15 protein-coding genes are annotated in these 14,422 nt (G+C 64.7%); 11 read left to right on the top strand and 4 right to left on the bottom strand.

Going from position 1 to position 14,422, the window contains the following annotated elements; genetic code table 11:
* Window positions 1-9: 9 nt before the first annotated feature.
* The 3 genes from SARO_RS20355 to SARO_RS16475 form a co-directional block, all read right to left on the bottom strand.
* The gene (locus tag SARO_RS20355; RefSeq protein WP_011446885.1) at window positions 10-720 is read right to left on the bottom strand and encodes a hypothetical protein; all 711 of its coding nucleotides are present in this window, start codon (window positions 718-720) and stop codon (window positions 10-12) included.
* Complete coding sequence (locus SARO_RS16480; RefSeq protein ID WP_011446884.1) at window positions 717-2,075, bottom strand: O-antigen ligase family protein; 1,359 nt, start codon at window positions 2,073-2,075, stop codon at window positions 717-719. Before SARO_RS16480 ends, SARO_RS20355 begins: the two co-directional genes overlap by 4 nt.
* 178 nt (window positions 2,076-2,253) lie before the next feature.
* The gene (locus tag SARO_RS16475) at window positions 2,254-2,511 is read right to left on the bottom strand and encodes a hypothetical protein (RefSeq protein ID WP_011446883.1); all 258 of its coding nucleotides are present in this window, start codon (window positions 2,509-2,511) and stop codon (window positions 2,254-2,256) included.
* A 395-nt stretch (window positions 2,512-2,906) separates the two neighbouring features.
* Here SARO_RS16475 and SARO_RS20350 point away from each other — a divergent pair, with 395 nt between their 5' ends.
* From SARO_RS20350 to rfbB, 11 genes are all read left to right on the top strand, one after another.
* Window positions 2,907-3,767 carry an HPr kinase gene (locus SARO_RS20350; RefSeq protein ID WP_011446881.1) on the top strand — a complete coding sequence of 287 codons (861 nt, stop codon included), beginning with the start codon at window positions 2,907-2,909 and terminating at the stop codon, window positions 3,765-3,767.
* Between the two features lie 120 nt (window positions 3,768-3,887).
* On the top strand, window positions 3,888-4,019 hold the full coding sequence (locus SARO_RS21625; RefSeq protein WP_256325464.1) for a hypothetical protein: 132 nt from the start codon (window positions 3,888-3,890) through the stop codon (window positions 4,017-4,019).
* Between the two features lie 31 nt (window positions 4,020-4,050).
* A complete protein-coding gene (locus tag SARO_RS16465; protein ID WP_011446880.1) occupies window positions 4,051-4,320 on the top strand; it encodes a PqqD family protein in 270 nt (89 codons plus the stop codon).
* Window positions 4,235-4,825 carry a lasso peptide biosynthesis B2 protein gene (locus tag SARO_RS20760; RefSeq protein WP_083760930.1) on the top strand — a complete coding sequence of 197 codons (591 nt, stop codon included), beginning with the start codon at window positions 4,235-4,237 and terminating at the stop codon, window positions 4,823-4,825. Before SARO_RS16465 ends, SARO_RS20760 begins: the two co-directional genes overlap by 86 nt.
* Window positions 4,822-6,771, top strand: coding sequence for an asparagine synthase-related protein (locus tag SARO_RS16455; RefSeq protein ID WP_011446878.1), 1,950 nt, complete (start codon window positions 4,822-4,824; stop codon window positions 6,769-6,771). Before SARO_RS20760 ends, SARO_RS16455 begins: the two co-directional genes overlap by 4 nt.
* Window positions 6,761-8,464, top strand: coding sequence for an ATP-binding cassette domain-containing protein (locus SARO_RS16450; protein ID WP_011446877.1), 1,704 nt, complete (start codon window positions 6,761-6,763; stop codon window positions 8,462-8,464). The genes SARO_RS16455 and SARO_RS16450 overlap by 11 nt, the downstream gene beginning before the upstream one ends.
* Window positions 8,448-9,692: a nucleotidyltransferase domain-containing protein gene (locus tag SARO_RS16445; RefSeq protein WP_011446876.1), complete on the top strand. Its 1,245-nt coding sequence runs from the start codon at window positions 8,448-8,450 to the stop codon at window positions 9,690-9,692. Before SARO_RS16450 ends, SARO_RS16445 begins: the two co-directional genes overlap by 17 nt.
* 203 nt (window positions 9,693-9,895) lie before the next feature.
* A complete protein-coding gene (rfbA, locus tag SARO_RS16440) occupies window positions 9,896-10,801 on the top strand; it encodes a glucose-1-phosphate thymidylyltransferase RfbA (protein WP_011446875.1) in 906 nt (301 codons plus the stop codon).
* Entirely contained in the window at window positions 10,798-11,343 is a 546-nt protein-coding gene (rfbC, locus tag SARO_RS16435; protein ID WP_011446874.1) for a dTDP-4-dehydrorhamnose 3,5-epimerase, read from the top strand. The genes rfbA and rfbC overlap by 4 nt, the downstream gene beginning before the upstream one ends.
* The gene (gene rfbD / locus SARO_RS16430; protein ID WP_011446873.1) at window positions 11,340-12,197 is read left to right on the top strand and encodes a dTDP-4-dehydrorhamnose reductase; all 858 of its coding nucleotides are present in this window, start codon (window positions 11,340-11,342) and stop codon (window positions 12,195-12,197) included. Before rfbC ends, rfbD begins: the two co-directional genes overlap by 4 nt.
* Window positions 12,190-13,248 (top strand): dTDP-glucose 4,6-dehydratase, encoded by a 1,059-nt coding sequence (gene rfbB / locus SARO_RS16425; protein ID WP_011446872.1) that lies wholly within the window; start codon window positions 12,190-12,192, stop codon window positions 13,246-13,248. The genes rfbD and rfbB overlap by 8 nt, the downstream gene beginning before the upstream one ends.
* A 35-nt stretch (window positions 13,249-13,283) precedes the next feature.
* Here the strand turns inward: rfbB and SARO_RS16420 are convergent, their stop codons facing one another.
* A complete protein-coding gene (locus tag SARO_RS16420; protein ID WP_011446871.1) occupies window positions 13,284-14,417 on the bottom strand; it encodes a glycoside hydrolase family 99-like domain-containing protein in 1,134 nt (377 codons plus the stop codon).
* Window positions 14,418-14,422 lie beyond the last annotated feature (5 nt).

Genomic DNA, 14,422 nt, shown 5'->3' with positions numbered 1-14,422 from the left:
GCAGGGCACTCAGCGCTTCTTGCGGATGCAGTCGGCGCGGGCCTGTCCGATCTGCGTCGGCGTGTCCGGTCCGGGGTAGGCACCCAGCGCTCCCTCTACCGCAGGAACCCGGCTGCAATCGAAGCGTGCACCGTGCCGGATGGCGAGCGCCAGCGTTGCGGCAAGATCGGGCGTGGCTGGCATCGCGACGAAGGCCTTGCGCCAGTTTCCACCATCGACGAGCGTGCGGGCCATCGCTTCGCGGCCGGCAGGCGTCGCAAGCAGGCGACGGGTGAAGTCGGTGGTCGGCGCCTGATCGTCGCCCAGCGCATTGATCGCGGCAAGGCGATGCGAAGCCTCGACCGGATCGCCCGCGCCGAGGGATATGTCGAACATCGCCTGCTGTGCGATCGAATCGCGCCAGCCGCGCCGCGCCGCCGACTGGATAAGCAGGGCGCTACCGCGGCGGTCACCCGCCCGCTCCATCGCGATGGCGAGAAGCGAAAGATGCTCGGCTGGCATCGGGCGACGGCGGACGAGGGTGCGCGCCACATCCAGCGCCCTTTCCGGCCGGTCCCGGCGCACGGTGGCGATGGCCACCTGTTCCTGCGCGAAGCTGCGGAACGGGGGCGGGACCAGTGCGGCCAGAGCCGGCTGGCGCCGTGATGCGCGATCGAGTTCGGCGCCCGTCGCGACGACGGCAAGGGCGAGCATGAGGACGATCCAGGCGATGCGCTTCATCGGCCGGCACCTCCGGCGACGTGCCCTGACGCGTCGCTGCGCCCCGCGCGTGTGAGAAGCGCGACCGCAAGCGCGGCGATGCACAGCATGGCCTGGTTCCTCAGCGGATAGTCGAGCAGCGACTGGAGAGCGACGGCCATCAGGATTCCCGTTCCCGCAAGCGCGGGCCAGCGCTGCGGCGTGGACGCGGCCCGCCATGAGGCGAACGCGGCCCAGATCGCCCAGAGCGCGACCACTGCGAGGCCGACGACCCCGGCCTCGACCGCGATCTCGAGGTAGTCGTTATGTGCGCGCCCGGCGCGGCGCGGCGTGATGTTCTCGAGCGATTCGTCGATCTGGAAGACTTCGTCGAACGTGCCCATCCCGGCACCGACCGGCCAGTATCGCTCGATGGCGTAGCGGGTATCTTCCCAGATAGCTGGCCGCTGTTCCTCGGATCGTTCGAAACGGGCTAGCGCGGTGTCGATGCGCGATCCGCCACCGGCAACGGTCAGCGTCGCGCCCAGCGCAAGCGCGACAAGCGCGCCGCCGAGAGCCGTACGGGCCGCATTGCGCCCGCTCCCGCCGACGCGGCGGTCGAGCGCCATCGCTCCGATGCGCAGAACGGCAAACGCGGCGGGGAGCCCCAGCAGCACCATGCTGGTGCGCGACTGGGTGAGGAACACGCCGGTGGCGAGGAGCAGCGCTGCGCCTGCCTTGGTCAGCCAGATGCCCGACAGCGGGCGGGCTGCGGGCAGGGCTGCGAGGACGAGCAGGCAGCAGACAAGGAATACGCCGGTCGAATTGCGGTTCGCGAAGAACCCGAAGAGCACGCCCGGCATCTCATTCTCGATGTAGAGTTGCCCGGAACCGCCCTGGCCGAGGACCTGAACGACACCTAACAGCACATTGGCGAGCCCGATCATGACCACAAGGTGCATGATCCTGACGGTCGCGGCCTCGTCCAGCCGCCATGCGAGGACGATCACCGCGAACGGTGCGAGCAAGCCAAGAAAGGCGACGAGGGTGCGGGCGCTGCTGACCGTGAAGGGAAACCATCCGGACGCTGTGGTCGCGCCATCGGCCACGGCAAGCGCCTCGTTGACGAAATCCCGGCCGGGAAGGGTGGTCCATGCGGCAGGCGGCAGCGGCAATAGCTGCACCAGCGGGAGAGCCAGGGTTAGTACAACCAGGCCAGCGAGCATCCGCGGCGAACGGGCGAGAAACTTGCCGAGTTCCGCGCGGTGGAGTGCAAGTAGCAGGATAGCCGCGAGCTGTACGACAAGGTTTGCGAGGCCATAGGCGACGCCGCCACCTCCAAACAGACAAGCCACGAGAAGCAGAGCGCCAAGCTGGTTGGGCCGAGTCTTGAACATGGTGCGGAGTCTGACCGGTTGGCGGACGGGGTCAAGCGCCCGCGAGGCATAGGGCAGGGATTGCTCCCGTTTCGGAAACGCAATGACGCAGATCAGAGGCCGCAGTCATGCCGTGAGCAGATGCGAAAACCCCGGCCACTGTTGCCAGCGACCGGGGTCAGATTTCGCAGCGAATGGCTTAGTTGGCGCCGTTCGACTTGTTGTCGATCGCACGCGAGATGCCATAGGCAGCCGCACCGCCCGACAGGAGCACGATGATCCAGTAAGCAGGCTTCAGGTCATTGTCATCCTTGACGCCGGTCGAAGCACGGCTCGCCGAATAGGACGCGGTCTGGTAGACAGACGAGGAACCCGCGCGGGTGCCAGCCTGAGCGACGACCGGAGCGGCCATCAGTGCCGAGGCGGCGAGCGCCGCGGCAATGCGAGAAAACTTCATGGGTCAATCTCCTAAGCAGTAGCGCTTCCGTTTACCGCCCTCTCGCCGTTCGGTTACCGCAACGCAAAATGATTCGCAACCCAAACTCACTGTTAAGTTTGAATATTGCTGCCTTTCCGGGGCAAGGCGTTAAGAAACGAGTACTTTGTCAATGGGGAACTGTTCCAAAACCGTCGTATTTTCGGGCGAAATTGGCGCATTCGGGTTCGCAGGTGCGAAGCGGGTGATGATCGCTTCAGCCCCTCCCTGCCGCCCAATTCCCATTCCGGGCATTTGTTCCCGGCATTCGTTGCGGAGCCTTGCCTGTTTTGCGGTTTTTTCGCGTCAGGTTGACATAAGGCCACGGTTTTGCAGTGCAGGCGCGAGGATGTGGTTTCAGCTGGCATGGTGACGCAATGAGTGAGCAGGTGGCGGCACGGAACCCGCAGGAACTGATGGAACGGGAAATGCGCGTGACCTTCGGTCCGGTTCCCGAAGCAATTGAGAACAGTTTTTACAACGAGGAGGACATTTTCGTCATTTCGGACGAGGAATTCCTTTTCACATCGCTGGACCACGTTCGCTATCACTACCGGCGCGGTGCCGGTTTGACCGTTCAACTTCCTCCGGCGGGGCTCGACAGCGATTATGAGCTGTTTCTGTGGGGCACCGTGTTCGGTGCGGTAGCCTGGCTCAACGGACTGGTGCCCCTTCATGCCAGCGCGGTGGACGTTGGCGGGCGGATCGTGGCGTTCACCGCGGATTCGGGCGGAGGCAAATCCACCCTTGCCGCCGGGCTGGCAGGCCTCGGTTTGCCCCATGTCTGTGACGATACGCTCGTGGTCAGCGTCGATCCCGATGGCATTACGGCGTTGCCGGATGCCAAGCCGCTGAAACTTTGGGATGATGCGCTGGTGCTGACCAATCTTGAGGCGGCCCGGCCGGTGCCTTCGATGCCCGGCAAGCACTATGCAAGCGCCAGCGTGAAAGCGCTCCTTGCGCTTCCTCTGACCGACCTCGTGTTTATCGAGAAGGGCGAGCGAATCGAGATTGAGCCGGTAACGGGGGCGGCCAAGTTCGGCCTTCTTCCCGAAGCGCTTTATCGCGGCTTTGTCCATGTTGCCCGCGGCGACCGTGCGGTGCACGAGCAATTCATCCTCCGCTTCTGTTCGAAGGTGCGCTTCTGGCGATTGCGCCGTCCATTCGATCCGCTTCGATTCGGTGCGGATCTTCAGTCGATCAAGGCAATGCTGCTTGACGACATGAAGTGCAAGTAGTGGTCAAAGTCACCGCAATTACAGGATTATCTGCTTTCTAGCTTGCTTCGCATACGCAACAAATGTAAGCGTCTGTTAAGCGATCCGGCTTGTGTACTAACTTTGGTTAAGGGTGCTGACATGACTGAACGTAACGATGCGGCCAAGGTTTGGGCTGCCCCTGTTCTTGAAGAACTGACCGTCGACCTCGCGGCGATCGCTGCTTCGACCAACCCGGGCAACGACGGCAACAAGGGTCAGACCAAGAGCTGATCTGTACTGCGTCCGGAGGATTCCATCGCAGATGAGCCTTGTCTTGCGTAAAGTCGATTCGTCGTTCTGTGCCACGGAAGTCGACGGTGAACTTGTGATGATCCACTCCGGAACCGGGAAATTCTTTTCCCTCAAGGGTGTCGGCCTGGAGATCTGGAATGCTCTGGATCGCCAGGCCAATCTTGAGGCGATTTCTGCCGATCTCGTCCAGGAATATGGCATTTCAGCGGAAGAATGCGCTGCCGCGGTCGAAGGCTTCGCCAGTCAGCTCGTGGCGGCGGGTTTCGCCGAATTTGTCTGATCAGCAGGACGGGCGCCTCGATTCTTCCGGTGGCGCCAGAATTTGGTGGCTTCGCTTCAACGTCCTGAAGGCCACCTTGGCGCTCACGGCGGCGCGCCTTGTCGTTTCGTGCCTTCCGTTAAGGACCTGGAGTCCCGTTCTCGGGGCAATGTCCGGTTCGCCTGTCGCCACTCAAATCCCTGAATCTCCGCCCGCCGAGGCCTTTGATGGCCCGCGTCATGCCCACGCCCGACTACTTGCCGGATGCGTGGAACGCGCTGCCGAGCGACTGCCTGGAACAAGCAAGTGCCTGCCGAAGGCGGTCGCCCTGCAGGTGCTGCTGCGCCTGGCGTGGATTCCGTCACGCCTCGTCATCGCTTTCCACGTGACCGACCGGACCGGACCCGATGCCTATCACGCCTGGACCGAGGTGTGCGGCGAAATGCTTGTGGGCGAATGCAATCGTGCAGAGTATCGATCGATCATGACTTTCGATCAGCCTCGACCGGTGCGTGACAGGACTTGACCAAGACCGTTCTCATCCTGACTGCCGCAATCGACCTCGATGGCGGGGACTGGTTCTCGCCCTGCTGGGAGCGCGTGACCCGGTCGATGGCCCTCGGCAAGGCCGGCGACATCATTCATGGGTGCGTTCCGGGCGCCGCCCTTGCCATCCGCGAGGAGAAGCCGATTGCCGCTGGCCGTTCGGCCCAGAACCGGCGCGGCAGCTTTCGCGAGCAGGAGGACGGGTCCTACGTCCTGCTTGCGGGGCGCATCTTCAATCGCACCGACCTCCTGCGGCGCTTCGACCTGAAGCAGGGAATGGACGATGCCGACCTTTATGCGGCGGTCTCGGCGCGCATGGGCGAGGCGGCCTATCGCGCAATCGTTGGCGACTACGCGGCGTTGCAATGGTTCCCGCAACGCCGCTCGCTGCGGCTGGCGCGTTCGGGCACCAGCAACATGCCGCTGCACGTGTGGCGCGACGGTTCCCGGATCGTGATCTCCTCGCTGCCCGGCCCGATCCTGGCGAGCGGCGTACCGGCAAGGATCAACGACGATCGCGTTGCCGACGAGCTTCTGCTGTTTTCCCCGGACGGGCGAACCAGTTTCTACGCGGGCATGCACCGCGTTCCCGGCGGCGGCGAGGAAGTGCACGATCCCTCGGGCTTCAAGGCGCGCCGCCTCTGGTCGGTGAAGGATGCGCCTGAAATCAGGCTACGGCGCGACGAGGACTACGTCGAAGCACTGGATGTGCTGTTCGACGAAGCGGTTTCGGCAACAATGGACGGCTCGAGCGCGCCCGGCATCCTGCTGTCCGGCGGTTTCGATTCGCAGACCGTCGCCAGCTATGCGGTGAAGCGCCTGCCGGCGGGACGGCGATTGCAAGCCTTCACCTCGGTTCCGATGCAAGGTTGGACCCCGCCTCCCCGGCCCGGAATATTCGGCGACGAATCGGCGCACGTCCGCGCGCTCTGTGCTATGTACCCGCAGATCGAGCCGCACTTCATCGAAGCGGCGGACTTCCGCTATGGCGAGCGGGGTCACCGGCAGTTCCTCGTCGGAGGATGGCCCGTCTTTAACGAGATGAACGCCCATTGGAGCCATGCTTCGCTCGAGCAGGCGGCCGATCTGGGCTGCGACCTCATGCTGACCGGAGACCTCGGCAATTCCGGCTTCAGCTATGACGGTCTGACCGGTTACCCGACCTGGCTGCGCGAGGGGCAGTGGTTTCGACTGTTGCGGGAAATCGGCAAGTCGGACGACCCGCGGCCATTCTGGCGCAAGCTGATTTCCCTCGCCGTGATGCCCCACGTACCCGTGCGCTGGAAGCGCAAGATGGACCGGCATCGCCCGTGGAGACCTTCGGCCTTCGCGACCTGGTGCGGCATGCGCGAGGACTTTGCCCGTGAAAGCGGCGTGCTGGATCGCGCGGAAGCCGGGGGGCACGATATTGATTTCTACGACATCCCATCGGCCAGGACGTGGCGGGCGAACGTTGTCGATTCGCTGAACGACGGTGCGCCGGAAATCTACCTCGGCTACCAGCTTCTCTACGGCGTGCCGATGCGCGACCCGACGGCCTACCTGCCGTTGCTCGAGTTTTGCGCAGGCATCCCGGACGAGCAATACCTGCGCGATGGGCAGACGCGCTGGCTGGCGCGGCGGCTGATGCAGGGCCGGGTCCCGGAGATGGTCCGGCTGGAAAATCGCATCGGCGCCCAGAGCAGCGACTGGCCACAGCGGTTTGCGCGGGACCGTGAGGATCTTATCGCCGAGATGGAGCGGATGAAGGCGGACGAGCGCCTGGCGAAGATCTTCGATTTCGAGCGTCTTGCCGCCAACCTGCGCGAATGGGACGGCTCGGACAGGCCCGAAAGCCGATCGAACTTCAAGATCAACGCCGCAGTCGGACGGGCCATGGTTTCGGCGCGCTTCGTCAGCCATGTGGAAGGCCGCAATGTCGGCTGAAACGCGACGCACGACAGTGGCAGCGCTGCGGCAACTGGTCGATGCGGCGGGTGTTGGCCGACTGACCTGGATCGGCATTCTCATGGCGGTGTCGAGCCTGACCGAGGGCATCGGGCTGCTGCTGCTTGTCCCGATCACCGGGGTCATTGCCGGGGAGGGGGCCGGCCTCGGAGAACTGGGACGCTATCTTGCCCCCTTGCAGGGCATGCCCGTGGAACTGTTGCTTGCCAGCGTGGTCGGGCTTGTCGTGTTCCGGGCGGTCATCGTCTATCTCGTGCTCGAAGCGAAGACGCAGCTTGGTTTCACCATGACGCGGAACATCCGCATCGACACATATACTGCGGTTCTGGGTGCGGAATGGCGATGGTTGAGCGGCCAGAGCAGCGCATCCCATGCAGCGCGGATCGTGGGCGAGGCGGACCGCGTCGGCTCGCTTGGCGAAGATGCGCTGTCGGTGGCTACCTGGGCAATTACGGGAGTGGTCCTGATCGCGACGGCGTTCGCGATCTCGTGGCAGCTCACCGCAGTGTCGCTTTTTGCCGCTGGCGTGGTCGCGATCGCAGTGGTCCTTCTCAGGGCCCGAAAGCTGCGCGAGGGCGAGCGCTATGGCGAGGCCTACCAGGCCATGCAGGAGCAGGTCACCAACGGCCTGTTCCATCTGCGCGCTGCGCGCATCGGCGGCGCGGAGGTTTCGCTGGCCAGCCGCTTTGCCCGAACGGCTCGAGCGGTCGAGGAATCGGAGCTGCGCTTCCATCGCTCGGTCTCGCTGGCGCACGTCGCGTTCCAGGCGATTGCCGCCGCCATGCTCGGCGCGCTCATCTATGTGGCGCTTCTGCGCTTTCACACCCCACTAACCGTCCTGGTGCCCGTCCTGGTGATCATGGCGCGGCTGGTTCCGATCGCTTCGGGCATCCAGCATTCGGTCCGGCGATGGACGTTCAACCGCCCCGCGCTCGACGCATTGCACGGCCTCGTCGCGCAGGCCCGTGCACACCAGGAACATGCCGACGACGGTTCGCCGCCGCCCGTCCTGCGCGAGCGCCTCGAACTACGCGGAGTGTCGCTGCGCTATCCGGGGCGGCAGCGCCCGGTTTTCGATGACTTCGACCTGTCGATCGCGGCTGGGTGCGTCGTGGCGATCTGCGGCCCGTCCGGTGTCGGCAAGAGCAGCCTGGCGGACATGCTGGGCGGGCTCATCTCTCCCGACGCAGGCGAAGTGGCCATCGACGGCGAGGTCCTGCGCGATGGCGCGCGCGTGCGCTGGCGGCGGCGGGTCGCCTATGTCGAGCAGGTGCCCTATCTGTTTGACGGGACGATTGCCGAGAACCTGTGCTGGGGCCTGCCGGGACACGATGACGCGGCGCTGGAGAGGGCGCTCGACCGGGCGGCCGCGCTGTCGTTCGTGCAGGCTCTGCCGCTGGGCCTGCAGACCCGCGTGGGCGAGGCGGGGCGGCAGTTTTCGGGCGGCGAGAGGCAACGGCTGGCGCTGGCGCGGGCGCTTTTGCGCGAACCGGACCTGCTGATTCTCGACGAAGTGACTGCCGCACTCGACGGGGCCAACGAGAACGCGGTGCGGGGTACGATCAGGGCCCTCAAGGGCTCCTGCACGATACTCATCCTCGGTCATCGAGCGGGGCTGCTTGAACTTGCGGACCAGATCGTCGATCTGGGGACGCATGCCACGGCACCTTGAAATGACCGCACGGAATGTGACGGAAGCGCCGCACGAGACGTTGTTGCTGCGCATTTGCGCTGCGCCGGATGCTGACCACGAGATGGCGTTTCGGGGGCTGGACGAGGAGGGCTGGAGCGACCTTGCCGCGCTCGCGGAGGACAAGCGCGCTGCGCCCCTGGTCCGCCGGAGCATCGCGATCGCGGGCATCCAGCCGATCGTTCCTGCGTCTGCCTTGCAGGAGATCGACCGGGCCTGCCAGTGGCACGCGCTCTATGGCCTGCGTCAGGCGGTCGCGCTGAAGCGGCTCATCGGGGTTCTGGCGCAGGGTGGATTCCATCCGATCGTGCTCAAGGGCCTCGGTCTGGCGCACCGCGACTATCCCGACCAGGCATTGCGGCCGCTGCGCGACGTGGACTTGCTGCTGACGCCGGACGAAGCACCCGCGGCGCAAGACCTGCTCCTGCGCACCGAAGGATACCGGCTGGCGCCCTGGGCGGGGACCTATGGCGTGGAGTACGGGCACCAGATGCCCGAACTGCAGGACGTGGAGTTCGAACTTACCATCGAGGTCCACCACAGGATCAACGCGCGGGGCTGGGCGCAGGAGCCCTTGTTGCTCGAGTTGATCCGCGGCGAGGCGACCGAACTGACCCTTCTCGGCGCACAGGTCCGCGTTCCTTCATCGCGTGCGAACTTTCTCCACCTGGTCGAACATGCGACGCTCCACCATGCTTTCGAGAATGGGCCGCTGGTGCTGGCCGATCTGCATTTTCTTGTGCAGCGCAACGAACTGGACTGGGGCTGGATCGAGGCAGAGGCGGCGCGGCTGGGCCTCGCCAATTCGCTTCGCCTGCTGGCGACGGTGGCTGCGGAGCTAGGCGCGGGCTGGCCGCCCGCGCACCTGGCCAACAAGGAATGCGTGCCGGACCTGCACCTGGCATCGGCGCATGTCGCGATGCTCCAGGACAAGGAGGCATCCGAGCGCAACAAGATGATGCGGCGGCTGGAGGCGGAAACCAGCGGTGACAGCGGCTGGCGGGCGGCTGTTGCGCGGGCATTCCGGCCCAATCCCCACCAGCTTGCCGCCTTCGCCGGATCGCGGCACGACGACTGGCGGCGGTGGCTGGGCTATCCGGCGTGGCTGTTCAACCGCGCGCGGCGCTATCTGGTTGCCTCGCGGGACGAGGTCGTGAGATCCGGAGCTGAGCGCGAGGCGGAAATGGTCAACTGGCTCCGTCTCGGCTGATGGTGCGCCCGTCGCACGCCATCCTATCCGTAGTTGACCTTATCCCCTGATGTTGCAATGCAGAACGCGGACGGGGATCCGGGCGCGCGCGTTCCGGACCTTGGGGCGCGCAAGTATTGGCATTGTAACGGTGTCATGGTCTATTTGATGGCGGCCGGCAATTTGCCGGCCGATCTGGTTCGTCACGAGGAGTATCCCGCACTGTGAGCGATTCAACAGCAGGAACCGGCAGGAAAGGCATCATCCTGGCGGGCGGTTCCGGCACGCGGCTTTACCCGCTTACCCGCGGCGTCTCGAAGCAACTCATGCCGGTCTTCGACAAGCCGATGATCTATTATCCGCTTAGTACCCTGATGTTGGCGGGAATTCGCGATGTACTGATCATCACGACGCCCGAGGATGCGGTGCAGTTCCAGCGTGTTCTGGGCGATGGGTCGGCGTTCGGCATCGCGATCAGCTATGCGGTCCAGCCAAGCCCCGACGGGTTGGCACAGGCCTTTCATATCGGCGCGGACTTCGTGAAGGGCAGCCCCAGCGCGCTCGTGCTGGGTGACAACATCTTCTACGGGCACGGCCTGCCGCAATTGCTGCAGAACGCCAATAACCGACCGACCGGTGCAAGTGTCTTTGCCTATCGCGTAAACAATCCAGAGGCTTACGGCGTGGTTGCCTTCGACGCCGAGGGGCGCGCCAGCTCGATCGAGGAAAAGCCCGAGAGCCCCAAGTCGAACTACGCGGTCACTGGTCTCTACTTCTATGACGAGACCGTCGTCGAGCGTGCCCGCGACCTCAAGCCGTCGCCGCGCGGAGAGCTGGAAATCACCGATCTCAACCGTCTCTACATGGACGAGGGCCAACTTTCGGTCGAGATCATGGGGCGTGGCTATGCCTGGCTCGATACCGGAACGCACGGTTCGCTGCTCGATGCCGCGACCTATGTCCGCATTACCGAGGAGCGGCAGGGTCTGAAGATCTGCTGCCCCGAAGAGATCGCCTGGCGGCAGGGCTTCATCGACGATGCGGGCCTGGAAAGGATCGCCCAGCCGCTGCGCAAGTCCGGCTACGGTGAATATCTGCTGCAACTGTTGACCCAGAAGGGGCCACTGTGAACATCATCGAATGCGATATCGAGGGGCCGCTCGTTCTCGAACCGCGCGTGTTCGGCGACGAACGCGGCTTCTTCATGGAAAGCTGGAACGCCGAGGCCTTTGCCAAGGCCGGGCTCGACCTTCCGTTCGTGCAGGACAACCACAGTCGTTCGCAGAAGGGCGTGCTGCGCGGCATGCACTTCCAGAACCCCGGGCCGCAGGGCAAGCTGGTCCGTGTCGTGCGCGGCGCCGTATTCGACGCAGTGGTCGACTTGCGCAAGTCCTCGCCAACTTTCGGCAAGTGGACCGGGGTCGTCCTTTCGGCCGAGAACAAGCGCATGTTCTGGGTTCCGGAGGGCTTCGCCCACGGGTTCCTGACGCTCGAGGACGATACCGACTTCCTCTACAAGTGCACCGCGCCCTACGCGCCGCAACACGAATGCAGCCTGGCGTGGGATGATCCGGACGTTGGCATCGACTGGCCCCTCGACGGGATCGAACCGAAGCTTTCCGCGAAGGATGCCGACGGCGTAAGGCTTGCGGACGTGAAGGCCTTCGCGTGAAGGCGCTGGTCACCGGCGTCGGCGGCCAGCTAGGCAGGGCACTGCTCGCGACTGCGCCCGAAGGTTGGACCTGTGTGGCGCTTGACCGCGCTGCGCTCGATCTTGGCGATGCCGATGCCATCGCCCGCATCGTCGAGACGGAGCAGCCGGACCTCGTGTTCAATGCCGCGGCCTATACCGCAGTGGACAAGGCGGAAAGCGAGCCGGAATTGGCCAACGCGATCAACGCCGGTGCGCCGGGCGCATTCGCAAGGGCGCTGGCCGGATCGGGCAAGCGCCTGGTACAGGTCTCGACCGACTTCGTGTTCGATGGTGCCAGCGGACACGGCTATCGGCCCGGCAATGCGCGCAACCCGCAGTCCGTCTATGGCGCGAGCAAGGCGGCGGGCGAAGATGCGGCGGGCGATGACGCGATCATCGTGCGGACGAGCTGGGTCTATGCCGCCGGCGGGGCGAACTTCGTGCGCACCATGCTGCGTCTCATGCGCGAGCGCGAAGAGCTGCGCGTTGTGGCCGACCAGATCGGCTCTCCGACCTGGGCGACGGGGTTGGCGCGGACGCTGTGGGGCCTTGCTGCGGCCGACAGGCCCGGCATCTATCATCATCGCGATGCAGGCGTGGCGAGCTGGTACGACTTTGCCGTGGCCATCGCCGAGGAAGCCCATGCCCTTGGGCTGATCGCGCGCATTCCCGCCATCGTCCCGATCGCAACTTCCGATTATCCGACGCCGGCAAAGCGTCCTTCGTTCTCGGTGCTCGACGTCAGCGGTACGCGAAGCCTGCTGGGCGACGCGCACGTTCATTGGCGCACCAATCTCAAGACAATGCTGAAAGAGGAAAAGGCTCTTGTCTAACCTGCTTGTCACCGGCGGCGCCGGCTTCATCGGCGGCAATTTCGTCCACTATTGGGCGCAGCAGCACCCTGACGACACGATCGTCGTGCTCGACTGCCTGACTTATGCTGGCAACCGGTCGACCATTGCGGGGGTGGAACAGGCCGAACTCGTGGTGGGCGACATTCGCGACACCGACCTCGTCGAGAAGCTGCTGCGCGAGCGGGACATCGCGACGCTCGTCCACTTCGCCGCAGAAAGCCATGTCGACCGTTCGATTACCGGACCGGACGCCTTCATCGAAACCAATATCCTTGGGACCAACAGCCTGCTCAAGGCCGCGCGCAAGGTCTGGCTGGACGAAGGTTCGGGCCGCGCCCACCGCTTCCACCACATCTCGACCGACGAAGTATACGGGTCGCTCGGTCCCAGCGATCCGGCCTTCTCGGAAACCACGCAGTACCAGCCGAACTCGCCCTATTCGGCGTCGAAGGCCGCATCGGACCACCTCGTGCGCGCCTATCACCATACCTATGGTCTGGATGTGACGACGACGAACTGTTCGAACAATTATGGGCCGTACCATTACCCGGAAAAGCTGATCCCGCTGTTCATCCTCAACGCGCTGTCGGGCAAGCCGCTGCCGATCTACGGCGACGGCATGAACGTGCGCGACTGGCTTTACGTCGAGGACCACTGCCGGGGAATCGAGGCGGCGCTGAAGAACGGCAAGGCCGGCGAGACCTACAACATCGGTGGCGGCGAGGAACTGCCCAACATGGCGGTTATCGACCGTATCTGCGCGGAAGTGGATCGGGCATTCGTCGAAGTCGAGGGGCTTGCGGAGCGTTATCCGGATGCGCCCGCCGCCAAGGGCCGGGCGACCAGCGAACTCAAGACCTTCGTCGAGGACCGCAAGGGGCACGATCGCCGATATGCAATCGACGAGACCAAGGCGCGTGCGGAGCTGGGCTATGTGCCGCAGCACGACTTCGAGACAGGCCTTCGCGGCACCCTGCGCTGGTACTTCGACAACGAAGCGTGGTGGCGGCCGCTCAAGGATCGCGGCTGATCTGCCCGGCTGGACCGGTTCCCGATCGGGCCGGTCTAGCCATTCGCCGCGTCGCGGTTGCCTTCGTCGAGTGCGCGGGCGGTCGCCTCTAGATTGGCGTGACCGTTGCGCTGGTCGGGTTCGAGGTGGTTGCCCTCGGCCCATTCGTTCCAGGCATTGATGAAGATGAAGCGGCGCTCTGGCGGGGCGTTGCGGCGTGTCCACGCCACCATTTCGCGCAGCCACCGCCCGTAGCGTTCCGGCGTGGAGCCGACGAAGATCAGCGGGCGGTTCTTCTTGCGGGCCGAATTGTCCCAGCCGGGCGTGACGCAGCGCAGCCAGCGGTCGGGCGAAACGCCGGCCGGGGGCGGGCTTTCGGTCATGCCGCGCGCGAGATCGTCGTAGAGATGGATCGCGGCCTGCCGGGTACCGCGCAGGCGAGCGAAGATACGGCACCATGCACGGGTCAGCAGACGCCGAAATCCCGAAGCCTGCGGCGGGCTGAACTTGTTTGGAGCAAATTCCACGGCCACGTCGAAGCCGCTAGCCTCGACGTCGAACGCCGAAGTCATGAAAGCGCCGAGGAACAGTTCTCCAAGACCCGCCTTGCGCGCCTCTTCGCGCCAGATCGCGACTGTCGATCGGGCATCGGGAAGCTGGTCGGGTCGATAGACGAAGAAGGCGACCTTGCCATCGATGCGCAAGTATCTGGGGTCGGAGAAGATCGGCAGAAGTTCGCGGAAATGGGCCAGATCGTCGTCAGGCCCGTAGTTCTGGGCGAGCAGGACCGCTGAATCCTTGCCGTCCCAGGTTCTTGTCCAGTTCTCGTTCGCCCAGCACAGGCAGAACGGAAAGTCGGGCTCTCCCGAGGCGACGATGTCGTTCACCGGACGCTCGAGGATGCGCTTGCCGCCGAACCAGTAGTGATAATAGCAGAAGGCCGATATGCCGTACTGCCGGGCCAGCTCGGCCTGCGCCGCGCGCGTTTCCGGCAAGCGCATATCGTAGAAGCCAAGGTCTGACGGCAGGTGCGGCTGGGGATGGCCGGGAAACAGTGGTCGGGCCTTGGTGACGTTGGTCCATTCCGTGAAGCCCTTGCCCCACCAGGCGTCGTTTTCCGGGACGGGATGGAACTGCGGAAGGTGAATGGCGATTGCCTTGACGTCGCCGGTCCGGTTGTTCGCGTTCATGTTTC

Source organism: Novosphingobium aromaticivorans DSM 12444 (assembly GCF_000013325.1).
Lineage (GTDB): Bacteria > Pseudomonadota > Alphaproteobacteria > Sphingomonadales > Sphingomonadaceae > Novosphingobium > Novosphingobium aromaticivorans.
This window is presented reverse-complemented; position numbering and strand designations above follow the sequence as displayed.